General features: G+C 40.5%; 20 protein-coding genes. 8 read left to right on the forward strand and 12 right to left on the reverse strand.

The genetic code is table 11. The features are described 5' to 3' along the window. Nucleotides 1–251: 251 nt before the first annotated feature. Complete coding sequence (locus ACXJY6_RS12600; RefSeq protein ID WP_458768572.1) at nt 252–1,568, reverse strand: cadherin repeat domain-containing protein; 1,317 nt, start codon at nt 1,566–1,568, stop codon at nt 252–254. 42 nt (nt 1,569–1,610) lie between these two features. After that, the gene (locus ACXJY6_RS12605; RefSeq protein ID WP_458768573.1) at nt 1,611–3,509 is read right to left on the reverse strand and encodes a cadherin repeat domain-containing protein; all 1,899 of its coding nucleotides are present in this window, start codon (nt 3,507–3,509) and stop codon (nt 1,611–1,613) included. Between the two features lie 891 nt (nt 3,510–4,400). Between ACXJY6_RS12605 and ACXJY6_RS12610 the strand changes: the two genes are divergently transcribed. Genes ACXJY6_RS12610 through ACXJY6_RS12620 form a run of 3 tightly spaced genes read left to right on the forward strand, consistent with a single transcriptional unit; the run spans nt 4,401 to nt 9,067 of the window. After that, complete coding sequence (locus tag ACXJY6_RS12610; RefSeq protein ID WP_458768574.1) at nt 4,401–6,467, forward strand: TonB-dependent receptor plug domain-containing protein; 2,067 nt, start codon at nt 4,401–4,403, stop codon at nt 6,465–6,467. 36 nt (nt 6,468–6,503) lie between these two features. After that, entirely contained in the window at nt 6,504–7,019 is a 516-nt protein-coding gene (locus ACXJY6_RS12615; protein WP_458768575.1) for a YfiR family protein, read from the forward strand. Continuing rightward, nucleotides 7,016–9,067, forward strand: a complete 2,052-nt coding sequence (locus ACXJY6_RS12620) for a bifunctional diguanylate cyclase/phosphodiesterase (protein ID WP_458768576.1) — start codon at nt 7,016–7,018, stop codon at nt 9,065–9,067. The genes ACXJY6_RS12615 and ACXJY6_RS12620 overlap by 4 nt, the downstream gene beginning before the upstream one ends. Before the next feature lie 378 nt (nt 9,068–9,445). Here the strand turns inward: ACXJY6_RS12620 and ACXJY6_RS12625 are convergent, their stop codons facing one another. The 10 genes from ACXJY6_RS12625 to ACXJY6_RS12670 form a co-directional block, all read right to left on the reverse strand. Beyond that, nucleotides 9,446–10,921 (reverse strand): sodium:solute symporter family protein, encoded by a 1,476-nt coding sequence (locus ACXJY6_RS12625; protein WP_458768577.1) that lies wholly within the window; start codon nt 10,919–10,921, stop codon nt 9,446–9,448. 230 nt (nt 10,922–11,151) lie between these two features. Further along, nucleotides 11,152–12,135 carry a LysR family transcriptional regulator gene (locus ACXJY6_RS12630; RefSeq protein ID WP_458768578.1) on the reverse strand — a complete coding sequence of 328 codons (984 nt, stop codon included), beginning with the start codon at nt 12,133–12,135 and terminating at the stop codon, nt 11,152–11,154. A 158-nt stretch (nt 12,136–12,293) separates the two neighbouring features. Next, nucleotides 12,294–13,214 carry a beta-keto acid cleavage family enzyme gene (locus ACXJY6_RS12635; protein WP_458768579.1) on the reverse strand — a complete coding sequence of 307 codons (921 nt, stop codon included), beginning with the start codon at nt 13,212–13,214 and terminating at the stop codon, nt 12,294–12,296. 43 nt (nt 13,215–13,257) lie between these two features. Then, nucleotides 13,258–14,436 carry an acetyl-CoA C-acetyltransferase gene (locus ACXJY6_RS12640; RefSeq protein WP_456049920.1) on the reverse strand — a complete coding sequence of 393 codons (1,179 nt, stop codon included), beginning with the start codon at nt 14,434–14,436 and terminating at the stop codon, nt 13,258–13,260. Between the two features lie 152 nt (nt 14,437–14,588). Continuing rightward, nucleotides 14,589–15,560, reverse strand: a complete 972-nt coding sequence (locus tag ACXJY6_RS12645; protein ID WP_458768580.1) for a cyclase family protein — start codon at nt 15,558–15,560, stop codon at nt 14,589–14,591. Nucleotides 15,561–15,639: 79 nt separating this feature from the next. Further along, nucleotides 15,640–16,593, reverse strand: coding sequence for a 3-hydroxyacyl-CoA dehydrogenase family protein (locus tag ACXJY6_RS12650; protein WP_456049922.1), 954 nt, complete (start codon nt 16,591–16,593; stop codon nt 15,640–15,642). 42 nt (nt 16,594–16,635) lie between these two features. Further along, complete coding sequence (locus tag ACXJY6_RS12655; RefSeq protein ID WP_456049923.1) at nt 16,636–17,451, reverse strand: SDR family NAD(P)-dependent oxidoreductase; 816 nt, start codon at nt 17,449–17,451, stop codon at nt 16,636–16,638. Between the two features lie 63 nt (nt 17,452–17,514). Next, on the reverse strand, nt 17,515–17,868 hold the full coding sequence (locus ACXJY6_RS12660) for a cupin domain-containing protein (protein ID WP_456049924.1): 354 nt from the start codon (nt 17,866–17,868) through the stop codon (nt 17,515–17,517). After that, nucleotides 17,868–18,524: a 3-oxoacid CoA-transferase subunit B gene (locus ACXJY6_RS12665; RefSeq protein WP_456049925.1), complete on the reverse strand. Its 657-nt coding sequence runs from the start codon at nt 18,522–18,524 to the stop codon at nt 17,868–17,870. The genes ACXJY6_RS12660 and ACXJY6_RS12665 overlap by 1 nt, the downstream gene beginning before the upstream one ends. Nucleotides 18,525–18,529: 5 nt before the next feature. Further along, entirely contained in the window at nt 18,530–19,180 is a 651-nt protein-coding gene (locus ACXJY6_RS12670; protein ID WP_456049926.1) for a CoA transferase subunit A, read from the reverse strand. Between the two features lie 506 nt (nt 19,181–19,686). Here ACXJY6_RS12670 and ACXJY6_RS12675 point away from each other — a divergent pair. The 5 genes from ACXJY6_RS12675 to ACXJY6_RS12695 all read left to right on the forward strand — a co-directional run bounded on the left by ACXJY6_RS12675 (nt 19,687) and on the right by ACXJY6_RS12695 (nt 26,543). After that, nucleotides 19,687–20,502 carry a fumarylacetoacetate hydrolase family protein gene (locus ACXJY6_RS12675; RefSeq protein ID WP_456049927.1) on the forward strand — a complete coding sequence of 272 codons (816 nt, stop codon included), beginning with the start codon at nt 19,687–19,689 and terminating at the stop codon, nt 20,500–20,502. A 202-nt stretch (nt 20,503–20,704) separates the two neighbouring features. Next, the gene (locus ACXJY6_RS12680; RefSeq protein WP_456049928.1) at nt 20,705–21,142 is read left to right on the forward strand and encodes a MarR family winged helix-turn-helix transcriptional regulator; all 438 of its coding nucleotides are present in this window, start codon (nt 20,705–20,707) and stop codon (nt 21,140–21,142) included. A 67-nt stretch (nt 21,143–21,209) separates the two neighbouring features. After that, nucleotides 21,210–22,874 (forward strand): FAD-dependent oxidoreductase, encoded by a 1,665-nt coding sequence (locus ACXJY6_RS12685; RefSeq protein ID WP_456049929.1) that lies wholly within the window; start codon nt 21,210–21,212, stop codon nt 22,872–22,874. 11 nt (nt 22,875–22,885) lie between these two features. Then, on the forward strand, nt 22,886–24,628 hold the full coding sequence (locus ACXJY6_RS12690) for an FAD-binding protein (protein ID WP_456049930.1): 1,743 nt from the start codon (nt 22,886–22,888) through the stop codon (nt 24,626–24,628). A gap of 589 nt (nt 24,629–25,217) precedes the next feature. Then, a complete protein-coding gene (locus tag ACXJY6_RS12695) occupies nt 25,218–26,543 on the forward strand; it encodes an MFS transporter (RefSeq protein WP_456049931.1) in 1,326 nt (441 codons plus the stop codon). Nucleotides 26,544–26,592: the final 49 nt, after the last annotated feature.

A 26,592-nucleotide genomic window follows, 5' to 3' on the forward strand; every position in this document is an offset into this window, starting at 1 on the left:
TTCTACAAACAAAATTCATATTTGCCACAGAACAGATATTGACGGAAAACCCGAAATCTAGAGCATATACAACTAAGATATTGTTATTAAATCACTTTTAACAAAAATCTTAAAAGTAAGAATAGACAAAAAGAGTAAAGTAGATGTCAGAGAATTGACAGAGGAACGACTATTTGACCCATTACATGAAGCAATCAAATAGTCGTATTAACAGAGGAAATCATGAACCTAAAAGTTCTTTGGTTAAAGAATTAGGACGTTTGGACATTTAGTGAAGTCGCCGTCCCACTCCATAATTGAACTGAGTTAGATCCTTGATTAAAAGCACCATTATGGTAAAGAGATACAGTTTCGAAATTTGTCCCTCCACCTAATCCTATAGCAATCCAGCTATAGAATTGCGTAGTATCAGTTCCGTTTATTACTTCCGTGTTAAGTCCACGGTTTATCGTTATATCAGTATGATTGAGAATGACTATATCATCTTCAGATAAATTTTCGGCGCTACTCCACATGAAGTTAGCATTGAAATTTGATGAACCATCTGTGGTAACTGTAATAGTATATTCTGTGTCTAGATCAAATATTCGTCCATCATCATCGGATGAAGTGCCATTGATTAAGTCGAATTCAATCGCTGTCTGATACGTTACATCAGTTACAGACAATGAAACTGACTGACTAACAACATTACCATCGGCATCCGTAGCACTAACATCAAATGAATAAGAACTCTTAGTTTCAAAATCGGGATTTACAATAAGAGTAACATCCCCCGTGGTACCATCAATAATAAAGCTATTCGCATCAGTCCCGGATAGACCATAACTAACGTCGCCGTTATCGTTTACGATTGCCGTATATACGACCTGACCATCACCGATATTCTCTTCTACAGATGCTGAGCTTGCACTAGTTAACCGCAAAGGCGTAGGCCCAGAATTACTTGAACTATCACCTCCACTAGACGCTAAAGCAGCGACACCAACTGCTCCCAACGTGCCTAGAGTTGTATACAAAATACCATTACCAGATTCTTCTTCATAGAATTCAAACTGGTTAACGTCATCTTCTTGCTTGGCGTTTAGTTCTTCAATTACAGATACAACTGCAACTTCTTCTGTAGGTGGTGCAGAACTGATCTCGTTATTTGAAGTGGTTTCTAATATAACATCTTCAACACTATCTTGCTTTGTGTCCTCAGCAAGCATTAGCGAATCTGTTTCATAGCTCCAAACTAAACCTGGCTCAGACTGTCCGCCACCTGAAAATACCACTCCCTGTGCCTGACTGCTTCCATCAACTCCGACCGTACCATTTAAGGAATACATTGCTGGATTACTATTCGCCGAATAAAAACCTTCAAGTACAGCAACCGGATCTTGGTCATAGACGACTTCCAAACGATCTAGGTGATGTCTGAGTTCCAATTTATCTAGAACGACGTCACCATTTTTATCCACTAACGTATATGTTGCCCCTGGCTGGGTTTGATACACCATATGAATTTGGCTGAGTTTTAAAAATGAAACCTGACCATCAACTGCAACTTGGAGTTGGAAAGACATATCACACCTATTTATTTTATAACTTAAAATCGAAAATAACTGTTAAACAGATACACCAGCTGGCAATGATGTTTCATAACCTTGGCTAGGGGCAACAGTAATTACGCCAGACCATAATTGTCCACTAAACCCATCTAAGGCAAAAGTCCCACTATCAAACCTTAAGTATGCATTTGCAGGCGACTTCATTTGCCACGCCATTAAAGTAGCCACACCATTGGAGGAACCGGTACCCAAATCAAAATCAACGTTACCAATTAGTACTACTTCATCATCATCTCCGAGATTACCCGCAGTACGCCATTGTTCACTCGAACCTAAACTTAATGTACTTGATGAATCAGTAACAATATAAATCGTATAAGATTCATTTACATTGAATGTTTGATTGCTATGATCCGATGACTCTCCAGATGTAAGGTCAAAAACCACCACGCTAGGATCAATTTCAGTAACGTCGTTAATTGCCAATGAGACATCTTGCGAAGTGGAATTTCCTAATGAATCACTCGCTTTTATTGTGAACGAATAGCTTGATTGTGTTTCAAAGTCAGGATCTCCAACGAGAATAACCCTGCCGCTATTACTATCGATACTTAACAAGCCTGCATCTACATCGTCTCCTGATATACTGTAGGTCACACGATTTGCGTCTGTTACTGTCGCAGTATATACAATTTGACCATTACCACTGTTTTCGTCAATTGCTGTTGCCGTTGTACTACTGGTGAAGACAGGTGATGTATCATCAATATCATTGACCGCTAAATTTACATTTTGGTTCGATGAATTACCTTCTGAATCCGTTGCAGTCACGGTAAACGAATAACTTGGTTTCGACTCAAAGTCTGGGTCAGTATTTAATGTAACTGCACCAGTCGAGCCGTTAATACTAAACGATCCTGCATCCGCCCCAGAAATACTGTAGGTCACGCTACTATCATCGTTTGCAACTGCTGTGTAAACAACTTGCCCACTTCCGCTATTCTCAGTTACAGAAGCCGTCGAACCACTTGAGAAACTAGGCGCATTCTCATCACCATCATTTACAGCTAAACTCACATTTTGAGCCGATGAGTTACCTTCTGAATCCGTTGCAGTCACGGTAAACGAATAACTTGGTTTCGACTCAAAGTCTGGGTCGGTATTTAATGTAACTGCACCAGTCGAGCCGTTAATACTAAACGACCCTGCATCCGCCCCAGACAGACTGTAGGTAACGCTACTATCATCGGTTGCAACTGCTGTGTAGACAACCTGTCCACTACCACTGTTTTCATTAATTGCAGTCGCCGAAGATCCACTAGTAAATAACGGATCAGATGTGTCCGTATCCGATGCCGCTGAGTTGCCTGAATCCGTTGGACTACCAGAATCACCGCCACCACTACCGCCACCAGAAGCAAGCGCAGCAACACCAGCGGCACCAACCACGCCGAGGGTCGTATATAAGACATTAGTGTTTTCTGTGAGCGAGAAGCTCACATCATCCGATGTTGAAGTGTCATAATCCGAAACAATAACTGGCTCTGCAACAACGCTAGATTCTAATCCTAGATCGGTAGTAGCAACGTTCTCATTAAGAGATGCTATCTCGGAGTTCCACACTACGCCCGGCTCAGCACCGACATCACCACCAGATATTGCAGAGTTATCTTGTAGATCATCGACATTCGACTCACCAACCTCTTCAAATGCATATACAGCAGGTTGTTCTGAAGGAGCGTAAAAATCTTCGAGCACCGCTACAGGGGCGTCCTCATGAATAATTTCTAGCTTGTCGAGATGATGTCTGAGTTCAAGATCCTCGGTAACAACATTGCCTTCGGCATCAACTAATGTATATACAGCACCCGGTTGTGCGTAATATACCATATGAATTTCGCTTAACTTTAAATAAGAAACGTCTTCACCTGAGACGACTTTAAGTTGCAGAGACATCCTGTATCTACCTTTTTTTGAATGATTGGTTTAGCTTTGCCAGTAGTTTACTAACACCGCAATTATTTACCATGGCTCACTTCTTATAACCACATGTTAACATAGGCAACCACCTAAAATACCCCAATAACCATATGAATTAATGGGCAAAATCAACAATTATCAAAAATGAGAATATTGGAAAGTTGTTATATTAACTTTAAATAATGCACCGTAGCGTCAACTCAAAGTGATAAATTGGTAACATACGGGTAAAGTTTGAACATTTGAGGGACAAATCAACAATTTTGACAATGTATTGATAGAATAATATATAGAGAATGAGAATTAGTTAATAGAGGGGAATATAGAATCTTATCCTTAGTTTTAATTGTTATAATTGGTCAACTAAACACATATATAAGAGCTTAGATATAATACAAATATTTTCATCTAATATGTTTATGGTCGATATTTACAGAAATACTATCATTCAATACTTCATATAAAATATATTAGATATTATTTATAATAATTATATATGTTAATTAGTGTAACATATATAACCACTCATTTACCTCTTCGAAAAAACCCAAGTAGTTATCATTCAAATACAACCAGTTAAAACAAAATTCATTTCAAATCACTACTACTATTCCTATTTACTTAGCTTTAGTTTTTAAATTAAATCTAAGTAAATTAATAAATATCAACAAGGTCTAGATTCATCCTCTATAATATAGTTTTTAGTATTTACTAAACGTTAAAATAGTCAATAAGTTGACATGTAATTGTCCATAATCTTGACAGTATTAAAATTTAAAAACGTTGACTATAGTTGATTTATAACGTGAATTTATATCAAGAGTCGATCGGATAAAGCCGAGATGAATGTTATCTTGAGGAATATTTATGAACCATTTCTGTCGAATAGCTTTAATTACTACCTTAGCACCCACATTCGCTTTAGCCAGTGACCTCGACTTCGATGCACTTGACATGGAATCCCTTATGGGCTCGGATGTACAACTTTCTTCCGCCATGAAACGACTGCAATCCGCTCGTGAAACGGCTGCCTCCGTTTATGTGTTATCCGGTGATGATATTATAAGCGCTGGAGCAGATTCCATTCCTCAAGCATTGAAACTTGTACCAGGGATGCAGGTTCGCCAGATCGACAATAATGTTTGGGCTGTCAGTATCCGTTCAAGCGCAGGAGTCTACTCTAGTAAACTGCTTGTATTGGTTGATGGCCTAAGTGTGTATGACCCTATCCATGCAGGAGTAAATTGGCAGTCGCTAAATTTATCTCTATTCGATATTGATAGAATAGAAGTTATTCGTGGCCAAGGTAGTTTACTGTGGGGAAGTAACGCAACCAATGGCGTCGTCAATATAATAACGAAGCATAGTGAAGATACTCGTGGTACAAAAGTATATGCCGCTACAGGCAGCAAAATCGATCATGATTTAGTTGTGCGCTATGGCAATGACTTAGACAACCTAGGTTCATTTCGACTATCTGCCCAATCTCGCACGATGAGCGAATCAGATGATGCCTATAAATTTGATATAGGTACTAATGATTACAGTGAATCTGAAAGTATTATGGGAAGGCTCGATCTCAACTTGCGAGACGACCTTTTCTTATTGGTACAAAGTCAATATCAAGAACAAGACATTGGCAGTAGTATCCGAGTTCCAGATGCTACAACACACGTCAATACCCCTATTACTGATGAAGATAATCGTCGGAATTATTCGTTAATGTCTCGAGTAGACCATTCCGTCGATCGAGATACCAGTCAAATGTTGCAGGTGGCTTACACGGGCACGACAAGCAAAAACATGTATTACCAAGAGAACAACAACACTCTCGATATTGATTATCAGCGCAACGCATTGATGAATTCAATTCAGTTTGACTGGGGTATCAACTATCGCTATGCGGATCTTGAGCTTTCCGAAACTGACTATGTAGCCATAGAAAACGACTCATATAAAATGGAACAATATGGTGCATTTATCCAAGCACAGTTTGAATTGTCACCTGACGAATTGAAGTTCATTATTGGCAATAAATCCGAACACAATGAAATGACAGGTTGGGAACATCAACCGATGGCAAGGTTGGTCTGGACGCCAGACTCTCGTCATACACTTTGGGGGTCTGTTTCTCGAGGCGTAAGAATTCCATCATTGATCGAATATAGTGCCGATATCACAGTGGGAGGAGTCTCTGTCTCAGAACTTGACCCAAGCCTAAGTGCATATGAAGATATGTATGTGACGCAAATGCTTAAAGGCAATGAAGATGTCGAGGCAGAAACATCGGTGTCCAAAGAAATCGGTTATCGCTACAACAGCACTGACTGGACGGCAGATATTTCTTTGTTTCATACCAATTCAAATAATGTTACCGCACTAGAATCGTCATTTGACTCTGATTCGAGTTACTCGTTAGCAGACGTGTTTGTTGGTTTAGCTATAAATGATCCTGCTGCACTAATCGACTACATAAACAATGCCTACGTGAATCAAACCTTCATCACCGATGTTGAGCTTGAAACTTACGGCGGTGAGCTTGTGCTAACTAAGCAGTTTACCGACAATATCAAGTCTGAGCTCGGATACTCTTATATATCAATCGATTATACCCTGCCGAACAGTAACGTTGCTACTCTGAGTAACGATTCGATAATTAGACAATGGCTATTTAAGACCTCAGCACGTATTAATGATAACCATATGATTTATAGTGTTTTGCGTTACGAAGATGGCGAAGCCTATGAAACCGACGATTTTTATGCGTTAGACTTAAATTGGAATTGGCTGATGTCACAACAAATTATGATTGGATTGTCGGCGAATAACTTATTAAATAATTCGTATATAGAATATGCTGACACCAATATGACGTTTACGATTCCAAGTTACATCGAACCAACAGTTACAGCAAAATTACTACTCACATTTTAATCGGCTAAGTAAAGCATGTTAAGACGCGCGCTGTTCATGATCCTATTACTGGTAACACTGTTGCCAGGGTTTTCGCGTGCCGATGATCGCGAAAAAGCGCTAAAAGCCGGATTTATCTACAATTTTGCCCGATACAGTGAGGGAGAATGGTTTAATAGCGATAACGAAAAGCAGTACATAATTTGCACTACTGACCCAGTTTTTCAGCAGGTAGCAACTGACGTATTGAAAGAACAAAAAGTAAAAAGCAAGTCCGTTTTAATAGACTATATCGGTACACCTGATTCACTCCAGAAAGCACATTGTCATTCGATATTTATTAGTTCAAATACACCCAATACTAAGCAATATCTACAAAGCTCTCAATTAAAGCGAACAATGGTTGTCGGAGAATCGAGAGATTTTATCAAACAAGGTGGCCATATTAACTTTTTCATTGCTGGTGGTAAGGTTCGTTTTGAAGTCGCTCCTAATTCATTGGAAGAGAATGGCATTAAATTAAGTTCGAAGGTTTTGAGAATGGGTCGAGTTATTGAGGATGTCTCGAAATGATAAGACTATGGCCAAAGATTAAGCAAACACTTCAAACGCAGCTTACGATACGTTTGATGATGATTGCTGTAATTTCAACCACGATATCGTCTCTTGTTTTCTCGGTTTATGAATACAATACAGCTGAAAGCTCTGAAACACTTCGCTTACAATCTATTGCTGACATACTAGCGCCAAATTTGACTGCCTCTCTGATATTCGATGACAAAGACACTGCCAATGAACTCATCCAGCCATTAAATGATCAGCCCAGTATCGTAGAGGTAACAGTTCACGATTCGAATGGTGACATTTTTGTTGCTCAAACGAACATCGAGCTGCCGCTACAATCACAAATAAAATTAAAGCAAATTAGTGCTCCTCTTGTTATGGAGGGTACCTATTATGGTGAATTGATCATTCAAGCGGATGACAGTTTAATTGACCAGCATGTGCAATTTTTTGTGATTTTTATATCCATAATACTAGGGATAACCCTTTTTATCAGCTTTGGTGTATCGGTCGCCGTCAGCCGTCACTTTACCACACCGATAAGCCGGCTTGCGTTTACTGCTAATCAAGTGACACAAAGTAATAACTACTCTCTGCGAGCGGAGCACTCTCGTGAAGATGAAATTGGCGACTTAACACGATGCTTCAATTCAATGCTTGCCACCATTGAGCAACGAGACCAAACACTAGAATGGCAAGTATCAAAACGAACAAAACAATTGAAAGTTGCCAATATTCGTCTCAAGGATCAAGCCTATAAAGATATTTTATGCGATCTCCCAAATAGGCGTTATCTGATTGAGTTAATGAGCGAATTAATTAACGACTTTATTGACCATACTTTCACTTTAATGTTCATCGACCTGGATGGATTCAAAGAGGTCAATGATACCATGGGGCATGATGCTGGAGACCTGCTCATTATTTCAGCGGCAAATCGAATTAAAGCCAGTTTACGCTCTAAAGATACACTTGCCCGCCTAGGTGGCGACGAGTTTACGCTTCTAGTAAACGAAACTTGCGATCGCACCGCAATATCTCATATCGCCGAAAAAACTCGAGAAGCATTATCAATGCCCTTTGAAATTCTTGGTGAAGAAGTCAACATAACAGCAAGTATCGGAATCTGTTCCTACCCTACTTCAGGGACGACGGTTGAAGCGATCATGAAGAAAGCCGATTTAGCAATGTACGCTGCAAAAGACGCGGGTAGAAACTGTTACCGCTTTTTCGAACAACCTATGCTTGACAAAATGCAACTCAAAAGACGTATGCTATACGATTTGAGGACTGCCATCGAAAATGATGAGTTCGAGTTATTCTTCCAACCAATAGTTAATATTCGTAATGGACGAATTGAAAAAGCGGAAGCCCTAATACGTTGGAATCACCCAGAAAAAGGACTAATTTCACCTGACGATTTCATTCCACATGCAGAAGATAATGGATTAGTGAACAATATCGGATGTTGGATCACGGATCAGGCTATAGCTGCGGCGAAACGATTCCGTCAAGTGTACGATCCTAATTTTACCATTTCAATCAATGCGTCACCTGTGCAATTCCGTAAGGATAGCCTCTGGTTTGATGATCTTATTTACAAACTAAAACGGTCGAATCTCGGCAAGCATGCCATTGCTGTTGAAATTACCGAAAACACATTAATGGAGAATGATCAGTCTGCTCTGGATAAAGTATTTGCACTGAACAAAATGGGGATTGAAATAGCTATCGACGATTTTGGAGTTGGTTATTCATCGCTTTCATATCTGCAGAAACTTGACGTCGACATAATTAAAATCGACCGTAGTTTTGTCAGTCAACTCAATCAAGATATTGCAAGCAACACCCTTTGTAAAACGATGGTGAGTATGGCAAATAATCTAAATATTAAAGTTGTGGCCGAAGGTGTAGAAGAACATGAACAGCTTGCCTTGTTAGCTCAATATGGATGCGAATATGGCCAAGGCTTCCTTTTCTCTAGTCCTCTCAATATGGACCGCTTTGAAGAGCTACTTTCTAGCGATACATCACCATCCTTCCGATACAGTATTTAGCGCTTGGTTATGGGGTATGTAACTGTCCCACAGGGTAAACTCAATATAAGCTCCAACGACTTAGCGTATTGATAGTATTAAAACACACGCACGAAAAAAGCAGCTCATCAAAGTGAGCTGCTTTCAGACGTTTTATTCGGTAATGCTTAATACATTATATGTGTTGATAGTCGTTGTTAGTCACGTCCGAAGTAGATTGTGCAAATGTAAAACACAACACCTGAAACTATAACACCAATCATCCATACATCTGTCTGGTCCATTACTTATCACCCCAAATTGAAGTTAATATTCGTGAGACAATATATCCCGTTACGACAATCGCTATCATCATTGCGAATGCATTTAAAAATAGTTCTCCGGCAAAGTTCATATTCATTAACCTCCAACAGTTGCGGTTTTTTGTTTACTTAGCATTGCTGATTTAGCTTCGCCCGTTACCGCCAGTAATACAATGGTAAGCACGCAACCCACTACCGCGGTGATGTGTGCATTCTGTAAAGGAGCACTTGCTGGTATTACAGAAATGATCGCTTCTTTAACAGGGCGAATAGTCCATGCTAAGTTACAAGCCCATGAGATTAGGAGAACGGTAGTAGCAACGGTAGCATTTCGTTTCCAGAACAAGCCTGCGATAGTCACAAAGAATAGTGGTGCTAACCAAGCAAATAGCCAGTTAATCGAAGGGACGATTGCTGGTTGATTAAAGAAGGTAAGAATCGCACCCACAACACCAAAAATAAGAATCATACGACGAATAGTTTGTTTTTCTTCAACTGGCGTCATAGGCGTTTTACGGTTGGCTTGAATGATATCTTTAGTAAATATTGTCGCTGGCGCTAAAACGGTCATCGCGTACGTTGACAATAGCGCACCAAGGAAGCCAGCTTGTAATAATACTACTAACCAGGTAGGTAAAAGTTTAGTAACCAACGTTGCACCGGCTAATTTCGGTCCTAACTCTGCAAACTCAGGAATAGTAAATGCCGCTAGACCAACTAAAACTGGGAACACACCGAATAAGCCGTTGATTGGTGCAGCGATCCATAATGAGCGACGTATAACTTTTTCGTCTCTCGCCGACATTGCAGCAGCCATACCTTGTTGGTTGACTGATTGCGAGAAAACAACCGAAAATACTGTAGCAATACCGAAGCCAAATAACAGGTCAGAGTTACCAAAAATGCTGAGTTTAAATTCCTGACCATTATTAACATAAAACTCTCTAACGCCGTTCCAACCTTCTGGTAATACGAACGCTAAATAGAATCCTGCAATAATAATAGAGCCATACATCACAACTGCATTGACTAAGTTAACCCACATGGTTTGCTTAATACCGCCCATACTAACGTAAGCAAGACCAAGAATCGCACCGACAACAACTGATACAGGAAGTGTCCAGCCACTGGTTGCCGATAAAGCAATACCAAGAGCTTGTGTTTCAAGAGACACTAGACCAAATACAACCATACCACCAATACATGCAGTTAGGTTTCTCATTTGTTTTCCAAACATTTGGCCTTGTAGTTCTGGGATTGTTGTACAACCAAACCTACGAACCCAAGGGCCCGTACCAAGACAAATAACACACATTAAAATAGTGTGAGCAAAACAGAACCAAAGTGCGACCGCACCCATTCCATATGCCACTTCCATTAATCCATATACGTGCGCAGAGCCGAGATAAGTAATAGCTAATGTTACAGAGAACATAGCCATATTTGCATCAGCTCCCCCCCGTGCCATATCTGTTACTTGTCCAGACGCCTTTTCTCTCTGATTTAAGTACCACCCAATCCCACCAATAACGATGACATTATAAATGAGTACCATTAATAACACCGAGTTCATAGTAAACCTCTTATTTTATTTGTCTCAATCGAGCCCAATTTGCTTCAATTTCACCGCAATTGTGCCTCATATATATCGATAAAAAATAAGGTCTGGTCACCATTTCGATTTAATTAGAATGCATATATAGGAACCCCATTCCCATTAATAAAAAATGTTACAATAGAGTAATTTAAATGAAAAAAAGTCAGAACCTTTGTTCTGACCTAGTATTATTATATGAATTGTAATTAGAGAGGATTTGTAAATTTATTCGTTTTATCTCTGTGATGTTCTAAGAAAAAATCTTTGAATGATTTTATACAATGAGTCATAAACCGTTGTGGTAAATAATATACATTTAAGAACCAATCATCGGTTTCATATTCATCTAATAGAGAAACTAAAGAACCATCTTGAATATATTTGGAAACAATAAATTCTGGAACATATGTAATACCAATAGAATTTAACGCAGCAGCCACTTCCATTTTACCATCAGATAACTCTATGAATTTCATTATCTTAACTGGCATTACTTCACCATCTTTTTTATACAACCACTCATTTTGGTTTTGCAGTGCTTTAGAGTACAAGCATCGATGGTCAATTAAATCAGAAGGAACTAATGGTTCACCATGTTTACGGATATATTCAGGTGATGCGACAGTAATAAATTTTTGAGATAATAAATTTCGCCTAACTAGTAATAATTCAGCATCTTTATTAGAGGCAGAGCCCGCAATTGCAGAAATAATGAAATCATGGTCTTTGTAATAGTCCATTGATCTTGGCGTGACCATCATTTGAATATTAACCAAGGGGTTTTCATCAAGAAATTCACCCACGATTGGTAATACAACATTTTCAGCATAAATAGGTGTGCAACAAACACGAATATTACCACGAGTTTCTTTGGTAAATTGGGTCAATTCATTAATCATTAAATGAATATCACCTGTTATATCGGAGAATTTATTATATAAAAATGAACCCGCTTCAGTTAAACGCTCATTGGGATTATTTCGTTGATAGATACTTAATCCAAGTTCATGCTCAAGATCATTTAACCAACGAGAGCCTGTGCTGGTGGAAACATTAAGTGCCTCAGCCGCTTTAGTGATTGAACCAGCATTGATTAACTCAATAAAAAATAACATTCTTACTAGTTGCTGCGGATCAATCGCGTTTGGATTTGTGACTATATTCATTTTTTTTAAATCGTCGTTAAACATTGTAAAGCCCAAACTACGTACATTTACGAATAGCGCTCATAGTAATACCATTTGGCGTTCTATATGAAAAAATTCGACAGTTATGAGACATCGCACAAATGAAAAAGGGATTATATATAATAATCCCTTTTTAAACTTAATAATCAACTAATTGATTATTAATATGATTTCCACGATGGGAAGTTTGCTTTGTTAAGATTTAGAATTTGACGAGCTTCATCAGGCGTCGCAATTTCCATGTCACAACAAGCCAACATTTCTTTAGTACGGTTTACAAATTCGACATTGGATTTCGCTAACTGACCACGACGGTAGTAAACGTTATCTTCCATACCAACACGGATGTGGCCATCAAGTGCAATACAAGCATTGATAATAGGTAAGTGACCGCGACCAATACCTAAACCACCCCAAGTAAAGTTGTCACCCCAATGACGACGAACTTCATCTAACATTTGTAAAAGGATATGAACTTCAGCTGGAGAACCGCCTGGTGCACCTAATACAAACTGGAAGTGTGGACGAGTGAATGGGTTATGAACTTCTGCTTCACCAGCATCACGTGCTTTTGCATTCGCTTTATCGATAGACTTACGATAGAACAGTACGTTATGAATCATACCGATATCGAAAATTTCAATTTCTGGGGTAACGTTTACTAGAGGCATTTCTTTAGCAAGTTTACCCAAGAACACAGGCGTATTTTCAAATACGGTTGAGTGTGCCCAGTTCATAGTACCAGCGTCAAACGTTGCGATTTCTGGACGTAGCTCTTGGAAAGGCATCATGCGGATTTCATCTGCAAGTCCTAGCCCACCAGACGTGGTTAAGTTAAGAACGATGTCACACTTCGCTTCACGGATATAACCAACAGTTTCAACGAATTTTTCAAGATCCATTGTTGCATTTTGGTTGTCATCACGTACGTGGATGTGAGCAATTGAAGCACCAGCCGCATGACATGCAATGATTTCATCAGCTTCTTCGCGAGGAGTTACCGGTACATCCGGAAACTGTTCTTTCTTAGGCCATGCACCAGTACAAGCAACGGTTACAATTCTTTTGTTTGCCAAAGACATAAATATTACCTCTAAGTAAATTTTAAATGGTTAGAAACTCAGCTTAGCTGCGCTCAACGATAAGTGCAGCCGCTTGGCCACCACCGATACACAACGTTGCTAGTCCATATTGAGATTCACGCTTTTGCATCTCATGAAGCAGTGTTACAAGTACGCGAGCACCAGAACAACCGATTGGGTGTCCTATAGCGATTGCGCCGCCATTGACGTTTGTTTTTTCAGAATCAAGGCCTAGATCTGCACAAACAGACATTGCTTGAGCAGCAAATGCTTCGTTCGCTTCGATAAGGTCTAAATCGCTAACTGACAGTTCAGCACGCTTAAGGGCCAATTCAGTTGCCGGAACAGGAGCGTATCCCATAATTTCTGGAGCACAACCTGCTGTCGCTTGAGCTTTAATCGTTGCCATTGGTGTGAGACCAAGCTCTTGCGCTTTTTCTTTGGTCATCAGAACAACTGCCGCTGCACCATCATTGATACCAGAAGCATTTGCAGCTGTGACTGTACCGTCTTTCTTAAACGCTGGACGTGGTTTAGAAACCGTCTCCATTGAAGCTCCAAATTTCGGAAATTCATCGGTATCTACTACTGTGTCGCCACGGCGAGTGCTGATTGTATGTGGAGCGATTTCTGCCTTAAAGCGACCTGATGTGATAGCAGCTTCTGCACGATTTTGAGATTGAACCGCGAACGTATCTTGAGCTTCGCGAGTAAACCCAAATTTCTCCGCCAAGTTTTCAGCCGTAATACCCATATGGTATCCACCAAAAGCATCGGTCAATCCGTCACGTAACATGGTATCAACCATCTTACCGTCGCCCATTTTAGTCCCGGCACGCATCCCTGACACAATGTGACCCGACTGAGACATTGACTCAGTCCCACCCGCTACGGCAATTTCAGCTTCACCACAACGAATTTGGTTTGCTGCATCCATTACGGCTTTAAGTCCTGAACCACAAACCATAGAAACGACGTTTGCAGTACGGTCTGCTGGAATACCAGCATTAATAGCAACTTGACGAGCTGGGTTTTGGCCTAAACCAGCGTTTAACACATTACCAAAAACCAAAGTGTCAACTTGCTCTGGTTTAACACCAGCGTCTTCAAGCGCTGCTGTTACCGCTGTTACACCTAAATCGACAGCGGACACACTGTTAAATGCGCCAAGAAATGCACCAACAGCTGTACGTTTTGCGCTGACAATGACTATGTCTTTCATTTTACGCCTCATTTCATTAAACCAACCCGAATTCGTTTTACTCCGATTCGATTGGCCATAAAAAGAGAAACTTCATCGCTTAATTATTAAGTAGGTAGGTAGGCAACTATCAAATACAGCAAAGAAGTTTCAAATTTAAATTAACTATCTAATTAGTGATCGCCGTATGGGTATACGCGGTCTGCAACATCGTTTACATCGTCTTTATCAATAACAGCCATTAGACGAGTCATAGAACCATCGCCACAGTAAAGGTTCAGTGGAGCACCGATGATTGTGCAACGCTTACCAGCGATCTTAGCAACATTACCACCAACGTTTTCCCAGCCTACCTTACCGTTACCTAATAACAGTTTGTGACATGGTTCCCAAACACCGTTACACATACCTTTTTCTTCTACTAAACCGTAAAGCTCTTGGTACGCTTCTTCGCCGTGAACTTCTTTATATAGTTCGCGATCAAAGTGAGCAAACTCTTCAATACCAAATTTCTCGATATATTCGTGACGTAGAGGAAGACCTGAGTATCCTTCTAGACCCATAGACAATTTACCAGCAAGTTTTTCGCCGATAGATGTATGTAGAGGGTGGTCAAGTGCTTGTTGGTCAACGCCCAATGCTTTGATGTCGTGCTTCATACACCAGTGGCCAACAGATGCGCCTACACCAGTTGCGTAGTGGTAGTACTGTTTGCTGTCGTCCCAGATTTCACACATACCAGTGTAAATAATCACGATCATGTCTTTTAGTTCAGCGTGAGTTACACCTGTTTTAGCAAGTGCAGCATCCATGTGTTCTGCTTTGATTAGTGTCCACTGTTCAAGATCAGAAAGGTCTAAACATACCGCTGGACCACAATAAGCATTCAGATCCATTTCATGAGTATAACGAGCACGGCGGCCGTCAAATTCAGTTTCAATTACGTGACGTGGAGAATCTGCGTGAGTACCACAGTGCATTGGCATTTTGAAGAACTGAGTTAATACGCCAGATTTCGCTAGACCGTGTGCACGAGTCACTTCTGGTTGTGGGAAGTAAGGCCACTGAGGTGACTGAGAACCAACAGGGTGAGAAAGGTCGACAATCACTTTACCTTCGAACGGGTTAACGTAGTTGTTACTCATTTTATTGCTCCAATGAATTATTCTTAATTAGATTTTACGTAGAATCAACGTACCCAAAAATTGGGTACGTCATAGCGTGTTAAGCTTTCGCTTGTTTACGATATTTAGTTTGATCAATTAGGTACTTAAATAGATCATCTTTAGACTGTTTTGCTTCAGCTTCGGTCCACTTCTGGAAACCTTCACCTGTTTTAAAGCCTGATTTGCCTTCTTCAACAAGACGTTGCAATGTTTCACTAGGCTCTGTGCCTGAATACAAGTATTCAAACATATACTTATGGATGTTCAGGCTAAGTTCCGTTGACACCATGTCCGCATTTTCAAATGGGGCAAGTTGAGGAACACGGAACCCAAATGAATTTTTAATACATTCATCGATGGTTTTTGCATCAGCAATGCCGGCATCTAACATATAGAAAGCTTCACGCCACAACGCATGCTGCAGACGGTTAGCTAAGAAACCAGGTACATCTTTTTTACATTCTGCTGGTGCTTTACCACAATCGGTGAGCAAGTCCATACAAACATCAATAGCTTCATCACTCGTCGCTTCAGTACGAATAACTTCAACTAATGGAATAAGTACCGCTGGGTTCCAAAAGTGCATACCCACAACGCGATCTTTTTTCTCTACAACTTCAGCTATCTCAGTAATAGATTTCACAGATGTACCCGATGCAAAAATACACTCTGGGCTTGCGTGCGCTTCCATTTCTTTGAACGTTGCGTGCTTGATATCCATAACTTCTGGTACAGATTCAAAAATAAGATCAGCGTTAGAATATGCTTCAATCGCATCAGCTGTAATCGTAACTTTATCAAGAATGTTATGTTTTTGGTCAGCATCAAGCAGGCCTTCACGAATGAACATATCTAATTGAGATGCCATATCTTCGTGAACAGAACAATTTGCAACGTTACGTGTTTTAATCGTGACATTACGGCCGCCCGCTGCAAAGATTTGCGCAATTCCCACGCCCATCATTCCAGATCCGCCAGCTATCGTAATATTTTTAATGTCAGTGTGTTTCATAATTCACCTTTCGTAAATTTCAGGAGGACAACCAGCAAGCAATTAACCCGCTGTACAGCCACCGTCTACGTAGACAATTTGACCGTTAATAAAGTCAGATGCATCAGATGCGAGGAAAAGAACCAAACCAAACATGTCTTTAGTTTCAGCAACACGTCCCATTGGTAAGCGAGCTAGGAAAGGAGCAATACGCGCTGGATCTTCACAGATTTCTTGAGTTAATGGAGACTTAATCAATGTTGGTGCGATTGCGTTTACATTGATGCGGAAACCTTCTTTCACACCTTTGATTGACCATTCTGTAGACAATTGCTTAGTGATTGAATCAACAGCGGCTTTAGATGCAGAGTACGCAGAGTATCCATCTGGGTGACCACAGAATCCACGAACACTTGATGTGTTGATGATTTTGCCTTGGCCTTTTTTCATGAAGTACTTACCAAAAACTTGGCAAGGAACAAGAGTACCAGTAACATTCACGCTCAATACTTGTTCGAATTTGTCTGCAGGCATTTCTCCAGCTGGAGCACGGAATGCCATGCCAGCATTGTTAATTAAAATATCGATACGGCCGTACATTTCATCAACTTGATCTACGATAGCTTGCTGTGCTTCAACACTTGTTACGTCACCAGAAATAGCAGTACATACACCACCTACTTCTTCAACTGACTTTACAGTTTCTAGCAGTGTTTCCATTTTACGAGCAGTAACAACAACTTTTGCGCCATGTAAAGCAAATGCTTGAGCGTATGCTGCGCCTAATGTGCCGTTACCACCAGTAATAACAACAACTCGGTCTGTAAGATCGAAACAGTTTTTTGCGAAGTCGTTATCCCATGTTTTTGTCATGACCATTATTCTGTACCTTCTAATATTTTTAAATTTAATTTATTAATCTGTTGTGTTGCTTAATAACTTTTACGCTGCGGTAATCGTGACGAGAACTTTAGCAACAGTGCCACCACTCACCCACATTTTGCGCTGTTCATTTGGCAGCATGGAGATTGAATCAAGTGGCCCTGCAACAAAGGTTTCACCCGCTTCGTTTTCCACTGTGATTTCACCTTCGATAACAAAATAGGTTTTTTCAGTCTCACATCCGAATGTGCCTTCGGCGTATTGCCACTCAGCGCCACCATCAGCTTCAAAAATTGAAAGACCTTGCCAAAACTTAGCTAGGCCAGTTTCTGGACCCTGAATTTTTTGACAAGCAACATTAAAATGCGCTGGTGGTTGATATTCAGATACGTCTTTAGCTTGAACGAGTTTCATTATTCTTCTCCAAATATTTCAATTGATTCAGGTATGATTAATTCAGTACCTGTTCGGTCAATAACTTCTTCAACGGTTGTGTTGTAAGCAATCTCTTTAAGTACTAGGCCAGCTTCAGTTGGTTCGATAACTGCCAGCTCGGTAACAATTAGATGAACACACTTGGCTGCAGTGAGTGGTAAGGTGCACTCTTCAAGAATTTTAGGCTCGCCATTTTTGTTGCAGTGAGTCATCATAATAATGACGCGCTTAGCCCCGCTTACTAAATCCATCGCGCCGCCCATTCCAGCGACCATCTTTTTAGGAATCATGTAGTTTGCAAGGTTGCCTTCGCGGTCAACTTCCATCGCGCCAAGAACGGTTGCATCAACATGACCACCGCGAATTAAAGTAAATGAGAATGTTGAGTCAAAATAAGCAGCACCTTCAACAGCGGTCACAGGTGTTCCACCAGCATTAGTCAGGTCCCAATCTTCTTCACCTTCAGCAGGCGTCGCATCGAGGCCGACCATACCGTTTTCAGATTGGAAGACTACGTGTTTATCAGCGGGTACAAAATCCGCAACTGATGTTGGCATTCCGATGCCTAAATTTACTAAATCACCAATGTTCAGCTCTTGAGCAACACGTTTAGCAATCATATCTTTCATGGACATATCAATTACCTCACGATGAAATCAATTAAAACTGAAGGAAGAGAGAAGTTATTTGGATCAACTTCGTTAGGTTCTGCGATTTGGTCAGGTTCAACCATGACAAGCTCGGCAGCGGTTGCCATTACTGGATTAAAGTTCGCAGTTGTTTTATTAAATGACGTGTTTCCATAAACATCAGTCAAACTTGACTTTAGAAGCGCCACATCGGCTTTAATTGGCTCTTCAAGTAAATATTCTTGACCATTAACCGTAACTTTTTGCTTACCTTCTTCGACAAGAGTATGAAGGCCTGTTTTGGTCAAAACACCACCAAGGCCCGCTCCAGCAGATCGTATTTGCTCGGCGAGCGTACCTTGTGGGACCAGATCAACTTCCATTTCACCAGCATTCATTTTCTGACCAGCAATACGGTTCAGTCCAATATGAGAAGCAACCAAGCGCGACACTTGACCATTTTCAATTAACTTACCAACGCCTTTACCAGGCAAGCCTGCATCGTTGCAAATAATCGTTAGGTTTTTCACGCCAGAGTCAGCAACGGCATTGACTAACGCTTCTGGAGTACCTATTGTCATAAATCCGCCGACCATAACAGTCATGCCATCTTCGACTTTTGCAGCGGCTTCTTTGGGGGATAAAATATCTTTCCTGAGCATTGTAAGAATTCTCTTCTTGTTTCAACTGCAACAAACTCTACTCCGATTGAAACAACTCAGAACAGCAAAAATAAGATCGAACATCCTATTTATGAAATGAAGCTCATGATATTGGTCACAAAAATCATTCTCAGTGACGAAATATCACGATATGAAGACTGTTTTTCCCACCAGTGAAACGAGCAGCTGTCATTTATGAAATATTGATCGAATTATTCGTGCGCTAGGTCAACTTTCATTACCTGATTACAATTTCACCTATATACACATATAAACAAAGGTTTAAAAATTCTTAGGGAAATTATGAAAAGTTGGCTGTTTGTGTAGTTAAATACGAAATTCGGGATAGGAATTAATCAAGCAACAATGTATTTTTTGCGTTGCTGGGTTTAGCACTCAACCAAAAAAGACATCTATTTATTATTCATATCTGATAAGTTAACAGTTATATGGTCGATGCGCGCTCACACCGAAGAGCTTCAAAAATTCTTAGCAAGGAGAACTCCATGGCAAGATATCTGTTCTTTATTACATTATTACTCGCTGGTACTGTCCAAGCGGCACCAGAGCAATATGTTCGCTACCAATACCAACAAAACACTTATTATGGAAAAGTAGAAGGGATTTCAATCCAACCGATAATCGGTGATATTTTTTCTGAATATACTTTGAGTAGTAAACCACTATCGTTCCAAGACGTTGAACTTTTACTTCCAACAGAGCCAGAAAAAGTCTTTGCCGTAGGTATGAACTTCGCCAGCCACCTCTCCTCTCCTTCTGAACAAGCACCGCCACTGTTTCTCAAGTTGCCTTCATCGCTGATTTTATCGGGTAAAACTATCGACGTGCCTAAAGACGCTCACAACTTACATTTCGAAGGTGAGCTTGTTTTGGTTATCGGCCGAGAAGCTAGAAATGTCTCAGAAGCCAATGCAAAAGATTATGTATTTGGCGTAACGGTAGGTAACGATTTAACCGAACGGAGTTGGCAATCTCAAGACTTGCAGTGGATGAGAGCGAAAGCCAGTGATGGTTTTGGGCCACTGGCGAATACGATTACCCGCGGGATCGACTATGAAAATGTCGTATTAACCACACGTTTAAACAATGAAGTGGTTCAACAAGAGAGTACTCGATTTATGATTCACAGCGTAAGTAAAGTCGTCAGCTATCTTAGTCACTATTTTACCCTAAAGCCCGGAGACTTAATATTTATGGGGACACCGGGACGAACGCAAGCTCTTTCTGATGGCGATATAGTATCAGTCGCTATTGAAGATGTGGGGATAGTGGAAAACCAGATTCACTTTACTTCTGATTAAACGTTAACAATCGTTCCAGATTGTTAAAATTCACTCATCACTTAAAACACAATTACCACAGAAGTAAAACGCCATTAACATTATGGAAATAGCAAATTTGATCTAAAGCTCATAACAACCACAAAGAGTAAGTATTTGATTGTAATTGCTTCTTAATTTTAGTTTCCTAGGGAAACGAAATTTACCAAATTTAAGATTGATGATGAAAAAGTGTTACACAAGCGATTGCCCTCTCAACCTCACAGGTGTCGTTCATAAGCATTTAAAAGAAGGTTTGGCAAAACGAGTTCGTGAGCAAGGCCTTAATGTTTCAAGCCAACAGCTTCACTTACTGTTGTACTTGTTTGAAGAAGACGGACTGAGTCAAAAACGTTTATCCGAACTGACAAAAATGAATAAAATTTCGGTCGTCAAAGCTCTGAATTTACTCGAGATGAACAACCTAGCAATACGAGTCCAACGCAGTGATGACCAGCGAAATAAGGACGTATTTTTAACACCTGAAGGTCACAAAATACGAGCCATAGTCCACAGAACCATTGATGAACATAAAGATAGCGTATTTAAAGGCATCAGCGCAGAAGAAGCTGAAGCCTTTAAATCAACATTAAAAAAGATGATTAACAACGTAACAAACTAAAAATTTTGCCCAATTAGTTACCCTGGGCAACTAAATTACAAATATAAATAGTATTGGAGCACGAGCAATGCCTGTAAGAAAGATATATACGGAAGATTGCATAGGTTGCGGAACCTGTGTTGAATCTTGCCCAATGGATGTATTTCGGCTTGACACCTCAGAGAATCAACCGGAAATTTCACCATGCAGTAGTGATTGTCCACTAGGACTAAATCAACGTGAATATCACTATCTCATCAAATTAAACCAAATAAACGATGCCGCTGCTGCATTGCAATCGCGCCATCCAATGCCTTCTATTACTGGTCGTGTTTGCCCTCACCCTTGTGAGACAGAATGTAGCCGTGCTCAAGTCGATACCGCCATCAACATTAACGGGATTGAACAATATTTAGGTGATATCGTTTTAGATAATGGTGTTGTGCCACCTTGTAACAGTGGTGATAAAGTCGCCGTTATTGGTTCTGGGCCAGCAGGCCTAAGTGCAGCCTATACGCTGACTCAAAAAGGTTATCAAGTTACCGTATTCGAAAAAGATGAAAAACCGGGCGGTCTTCTTCAATATTCAATTCCCGCTTTCCGCTTGTCTAACGAAATTATCGCCCAACAGATTGATTTTTATAAAAAAATGGGCATCCAGTTTAAGACTGGTGTTGCGGTGGGTAAAGACATAACTAAAACTGAATTAGAAGCGCAGGGGTTTAAAGCGTTTATTGCGGCAACCGGTGCAGCAAAACCAATGCTGTTAAAGGTACCTGGTGCTGACTCTAAAGGAATAACTACAGCAATTGAATTCCTAAAAGGTGTGCGTACGGGTAACGTTGACTCTATTGACCAACGTGTTGCTGTAATCGGTGGTGGTAGTGTGGCGTTAGATGCAGCTCGTACCGCTGTTCGTTTAGGTGCAAAAGAAGTGCATGTAGTTTGCTTAGAGCGTATAGAGCCTGGACACAAAGATAACATGCTTGCACTCGCAGAAGAGATCAAAGAAGCAAAAGAAGAAGGTGTAATTTTCCATACTCAGCGTAGTGTTCAGTCATTCAGTCAAACAGATGGAACATTGTCAGGCGTCTCACTACTAGAATGTGAAAGCGTTCGAAATGCCGATCTTTCATTTAACCCTTCAATTGGTAGTGAGGTTGTTGGACAACTTCAAATTACAACAGTAATCATGGCCATCGGCCAAACTGCTGAAGCAGAATTGGTACCATCTGAAGTTGCAACTAACAAACGAGGGTATATTCAAGCTGATAAGCAAACTCTACAAGTTGAATCAGATATATTTGGCGCTGGTGACGGTGTAACAGGACCAACAACCGTCGTCGTGGCTCTTGCCTCCGGTAAACGTGCTGCTGTAATGGTTGACCGCTACTTAAAAGGTGAAGAGTTGGCACAACCGGAAGTAGAACAAGAGATTGCAAAACCTGTTCCACAAGGCAACAACTTATACATTGAAGAGCGCCAAGAGCGTACGTCTACCGATGCACAAGTTCGCGTCGCGAATTTCGACGAAACTATGCAATCATTCACTAGAGCGCAAGCTCAAAGAGAAGCTGAACGCTGCTTAACCTGTGGTAGCCGCTCAAAAATTGCTTACGTTGATGACTGTCAAGTATGTCGGCTTTGTGCACACTTCTGCCCTGCAGATTGTATTGAAATCTCAGAAGGCGCATACATGACATCGTTACATAACTTCGATGTCGTCAATCTTGGCAAAGACCTAAACCAATAAGGAGTTCAGTTATGAGTAACAAAAAGAATATGAAGCTTAACGTTATTGAGACCGAAATCTTTGTTATCGGTGGTGGTTTTGCTGGCTGCTTTGCTGCAGTAAAAGCAGCTGAAGCAGGCGCTAAAGTTACGATGGCAGTGAAAGGTCGTACTGGTCGGTCTGGCCTTACACCTTGGGCAAACTCTTGGTTTGTTTACGATGAATTCCACGGAAAGATCACCCGAGATGATTACCTAACTCAGTTTAAATTATCAGGTGAATATTTAAACAACTTAGACTTCTCTAATCTTTTAATGGATGAAGCGCGTGATCGTTTTGATGAACTTCGGGAATGGGGTGCAACTACCGCATTAGATTATCCAGAAGAAGGTCGCCCGTATTACTATCAACACGGTACAGTTTCCCGGTCTATAGAATACTGTGCCGCAGGCGACCCTATGCGTCGCAAAGCAGTATCAGTCGGTGTCGAAATGGTTGAGCGTGTGATGATTGTCGAGCTTATCAAAGAAGGTGAAAAAGTGGTTGGCGGCATGGGTTTCCATATGGAAACAGGTGAACCGTATGCAATTCTAGCAAAAGCCACCATTCTTTGTTCAGGCCCATCTTCACTTAAACCCGTTGGTATGGGATACCCATGTTCGTCTACCACAGCCGACGGTGATGCGATGGCTATACGTGCTGGTGCACAAATTTCTGGCAAAGAGTTCAACGATGCCCACCCTTCTCGTCCATTTAGCTATCTAGATGAAAAAGGCTTGAAACGAGCATCGGGTGATGCAACGAGTAAGAAAACGGTATTAGGTTTAGGTGGCGGTCCACCGAGTCAAGACGGTCCACTTGATCCTAAAGATTTCAATGGCGGACAAATGGGCTTACGCATCGATACCGCAATTGGTATCAACATTGGCGGACAGCCGATGGATCCTCAATACTTAAAAGGCCCGGGCGGAACTTGCCATATAACAAGTGGCTCAGGTACAGCCGAACGCATGAAAACCGGGTATTCAACCACGGGTATGGGAAACCATAAAGGTGAAGGAGTCTTTCCACAAGATATCAACGGCCGCTCAAACCTCGAAGGCTTATGGGCAGCTGGTGATGCAATGTGTTCAATGCAAAATGGCGCCGGATATGCCGGTTTTGGTTCATCATCTTCAGGGTCTGCAGTACAAGGAGCTCGCTCTGGTTGGGCTGCAGCTGAATATGTAAAAGATCAACCAACGCCAAGTGTCGATGTTTTAATTCTTGAGGAAATGAAAGAGCAAATTTTATTCCCTATTAACAATGAACAAGGATTCAACCCAAATTGGGTAACTCGAATAATGCAAGGCATCATGTACCCTTACTATGTTATGTACACCAAAGAGCAAGATCGCTTGGAAATCGCGCTAAAGCAAATCAAATACTTGCAGAAAAAGTTCGCAAATAACCTGCGCGTCGAGGATTTTCACGAACTGCGCAATGCTCATGAATGTCGCAATATGCTACTTAACGCCGAAATGAAGCTTGTCGCTGGCATGGAGCGTAAAGAAAGTCGTGGTACTCACTACCGTGAAGATTATCCATATCGTGATGATTCTAAGTATCTCGCATGGGTTAAACTGACGCTAAACGACGAGGGTCATGTTCACCCTGAACTACACCCAATTCCTCAGGAGTGGCACCCAGATTCATCGTTAAGCTATCGAGAAAAATACGCATATGTATATCCAGGTGAAGATGAGGCACGTGAAAAAGCAGGGATACTTGATTAATTTAATCAAGCTTTAGAATTAATCACGTTATTTTAATATCAAAGACAGGTCAAAATAATTATATTATTTTGACCTGTCTTTTAATAATATATAAAAATAGAATTAGAAATTAATTAATATTCCTTATTTGAATATATTAACATTGTATTATCACACTATACCCATCTTTTAAAACTTCATTTCAATACAACTTATTTCAAAAATATATGTCATTTATTTGTTTTAAATCAATAAACAAAAACCGCATGTTAATACAAATAAATCTTATTTCCATATAGCCGAAAAGCCTTACTACAAAAGGCACCACCATAAATGGGAAATGCATTCTCATAATTAGAAAATGTATCAATATAACCGTGATGTGACTCTTATTATTATTTACTCTGTGAACCAGATCTCGATCAATATTGTTATTAAATATCTAGAGTGATTTTTTAATACTTTAATTAATACCTGAAAAGAGTATGGTTAATAATATATTAAAAAGTTTTATTTATTGATTGTAATATAATTACCTATTTACATATTAAACATTTTGTTCAACTAATCTAATTTAAATCACTACAATTTAACTTATAAGAGAGGAAACATGGAAAAGGTGCTGCAAAAAGGCTTTAAAGCTAAGGCACTCGGTGTGATCATCTATGTATTTGTCACAATGTACTTGCAATTAACTATCGCAGGTCCAGACAGTATGAACATACTAATGCCTGCGCTCGTAGAAAAGTTTGGGATGGCCCCTGGTGAGATTATGGGTGGCATTTCAGCGGTTCGTTTACTTGGTGTTGTTGCGGGGGTTGTTACCGGTGCGCTCATCATGAAGATGGGTTTCAAAAAGATTGGGGTACCTTCAATTGTAATCGCAGGTCTTTCCGTGACGATGATGGGACGAGTGGACTCTTGGATGGGGATCATGATAATCCAAACTATCCTCACCATCATCACTCCTGTACTCATGTTCATACAAGGTGGTCTAATTGCGAATTGGTTCATGCGCTATAAGGGTGTTATCTTTGGTATTGTAACCATTTCTGCACCATTAAGTACGGCAACATTCACCCCAATTGGCTTGCCCATTTTTATGGAAGTGGGCTTTGTAACTTTTTATACAGGTCTCGGCGCCATCATTGCATTTTGGGGTATTCTCGGTATCTGGGCGATGAAAGAAAAACCAGAAGACCATGGGTTTGATCCAGATGGAATCCCATTTACGGCTGAAGAAAAAGCCGAAGTAGAAGCGATACGCCACAAAGAAAATAATCAAATTACACAGTGGACACTTAAACGCCTATTAGTGTGTAAGGAGTTTTGGTATGTCACCATTCCGTGGGGTCTTATCGGCGGGATGATGATGGCTGGAATTATGAGTCAAGTTATTCCTATTCTAACAAGTTCTGGTATGCAGTTAGAAACCGCTCTTACTCTAATGTCAATTATGGCCATCGCAGGTATGCCACTCAGTTATTTCTGGGGGTGGTTAGACGATAAAATTGGTACTCCTAAAACCAATGCTGTCTTCTCTCTTGCTTATGTCATTGGATCCGCTGGATTTGCGTTTGGTGGACCGGACAGCATGTACTTGATCTACCTAGCCTTGTTCTGTATCTCTCTCGGCGTCGGTGGTATGCCTAACTTAATGCCATCACTGATCGCATATGTATTTGGTCGTGATGAGTTTGTTAACGTTAACCGATGGTTATATGGCTTCCAGATGATATGTATGAGTGCAGGTATGACTTACCTAGCAGTGATGAATGATATTACCGGATCGTACACGTTATCTTTCATGACCTTCATTCCTATTGCAGCGGTTTGTTGCTTCATGTTCTTATCGATTAAGAAAACCTATGACCCAGAGCGTATTGCACTTGAAGAAAAAGAAAAGCTTGCTTCTACTCGTGAATCGTTAAGCTGATAACGACATCCCCTGTAAGTGTACGCTTACAGGGGTTTCTTATTTTTTA

This window comes from Vibrio phycocola (genome assembly GCF_054404255.1).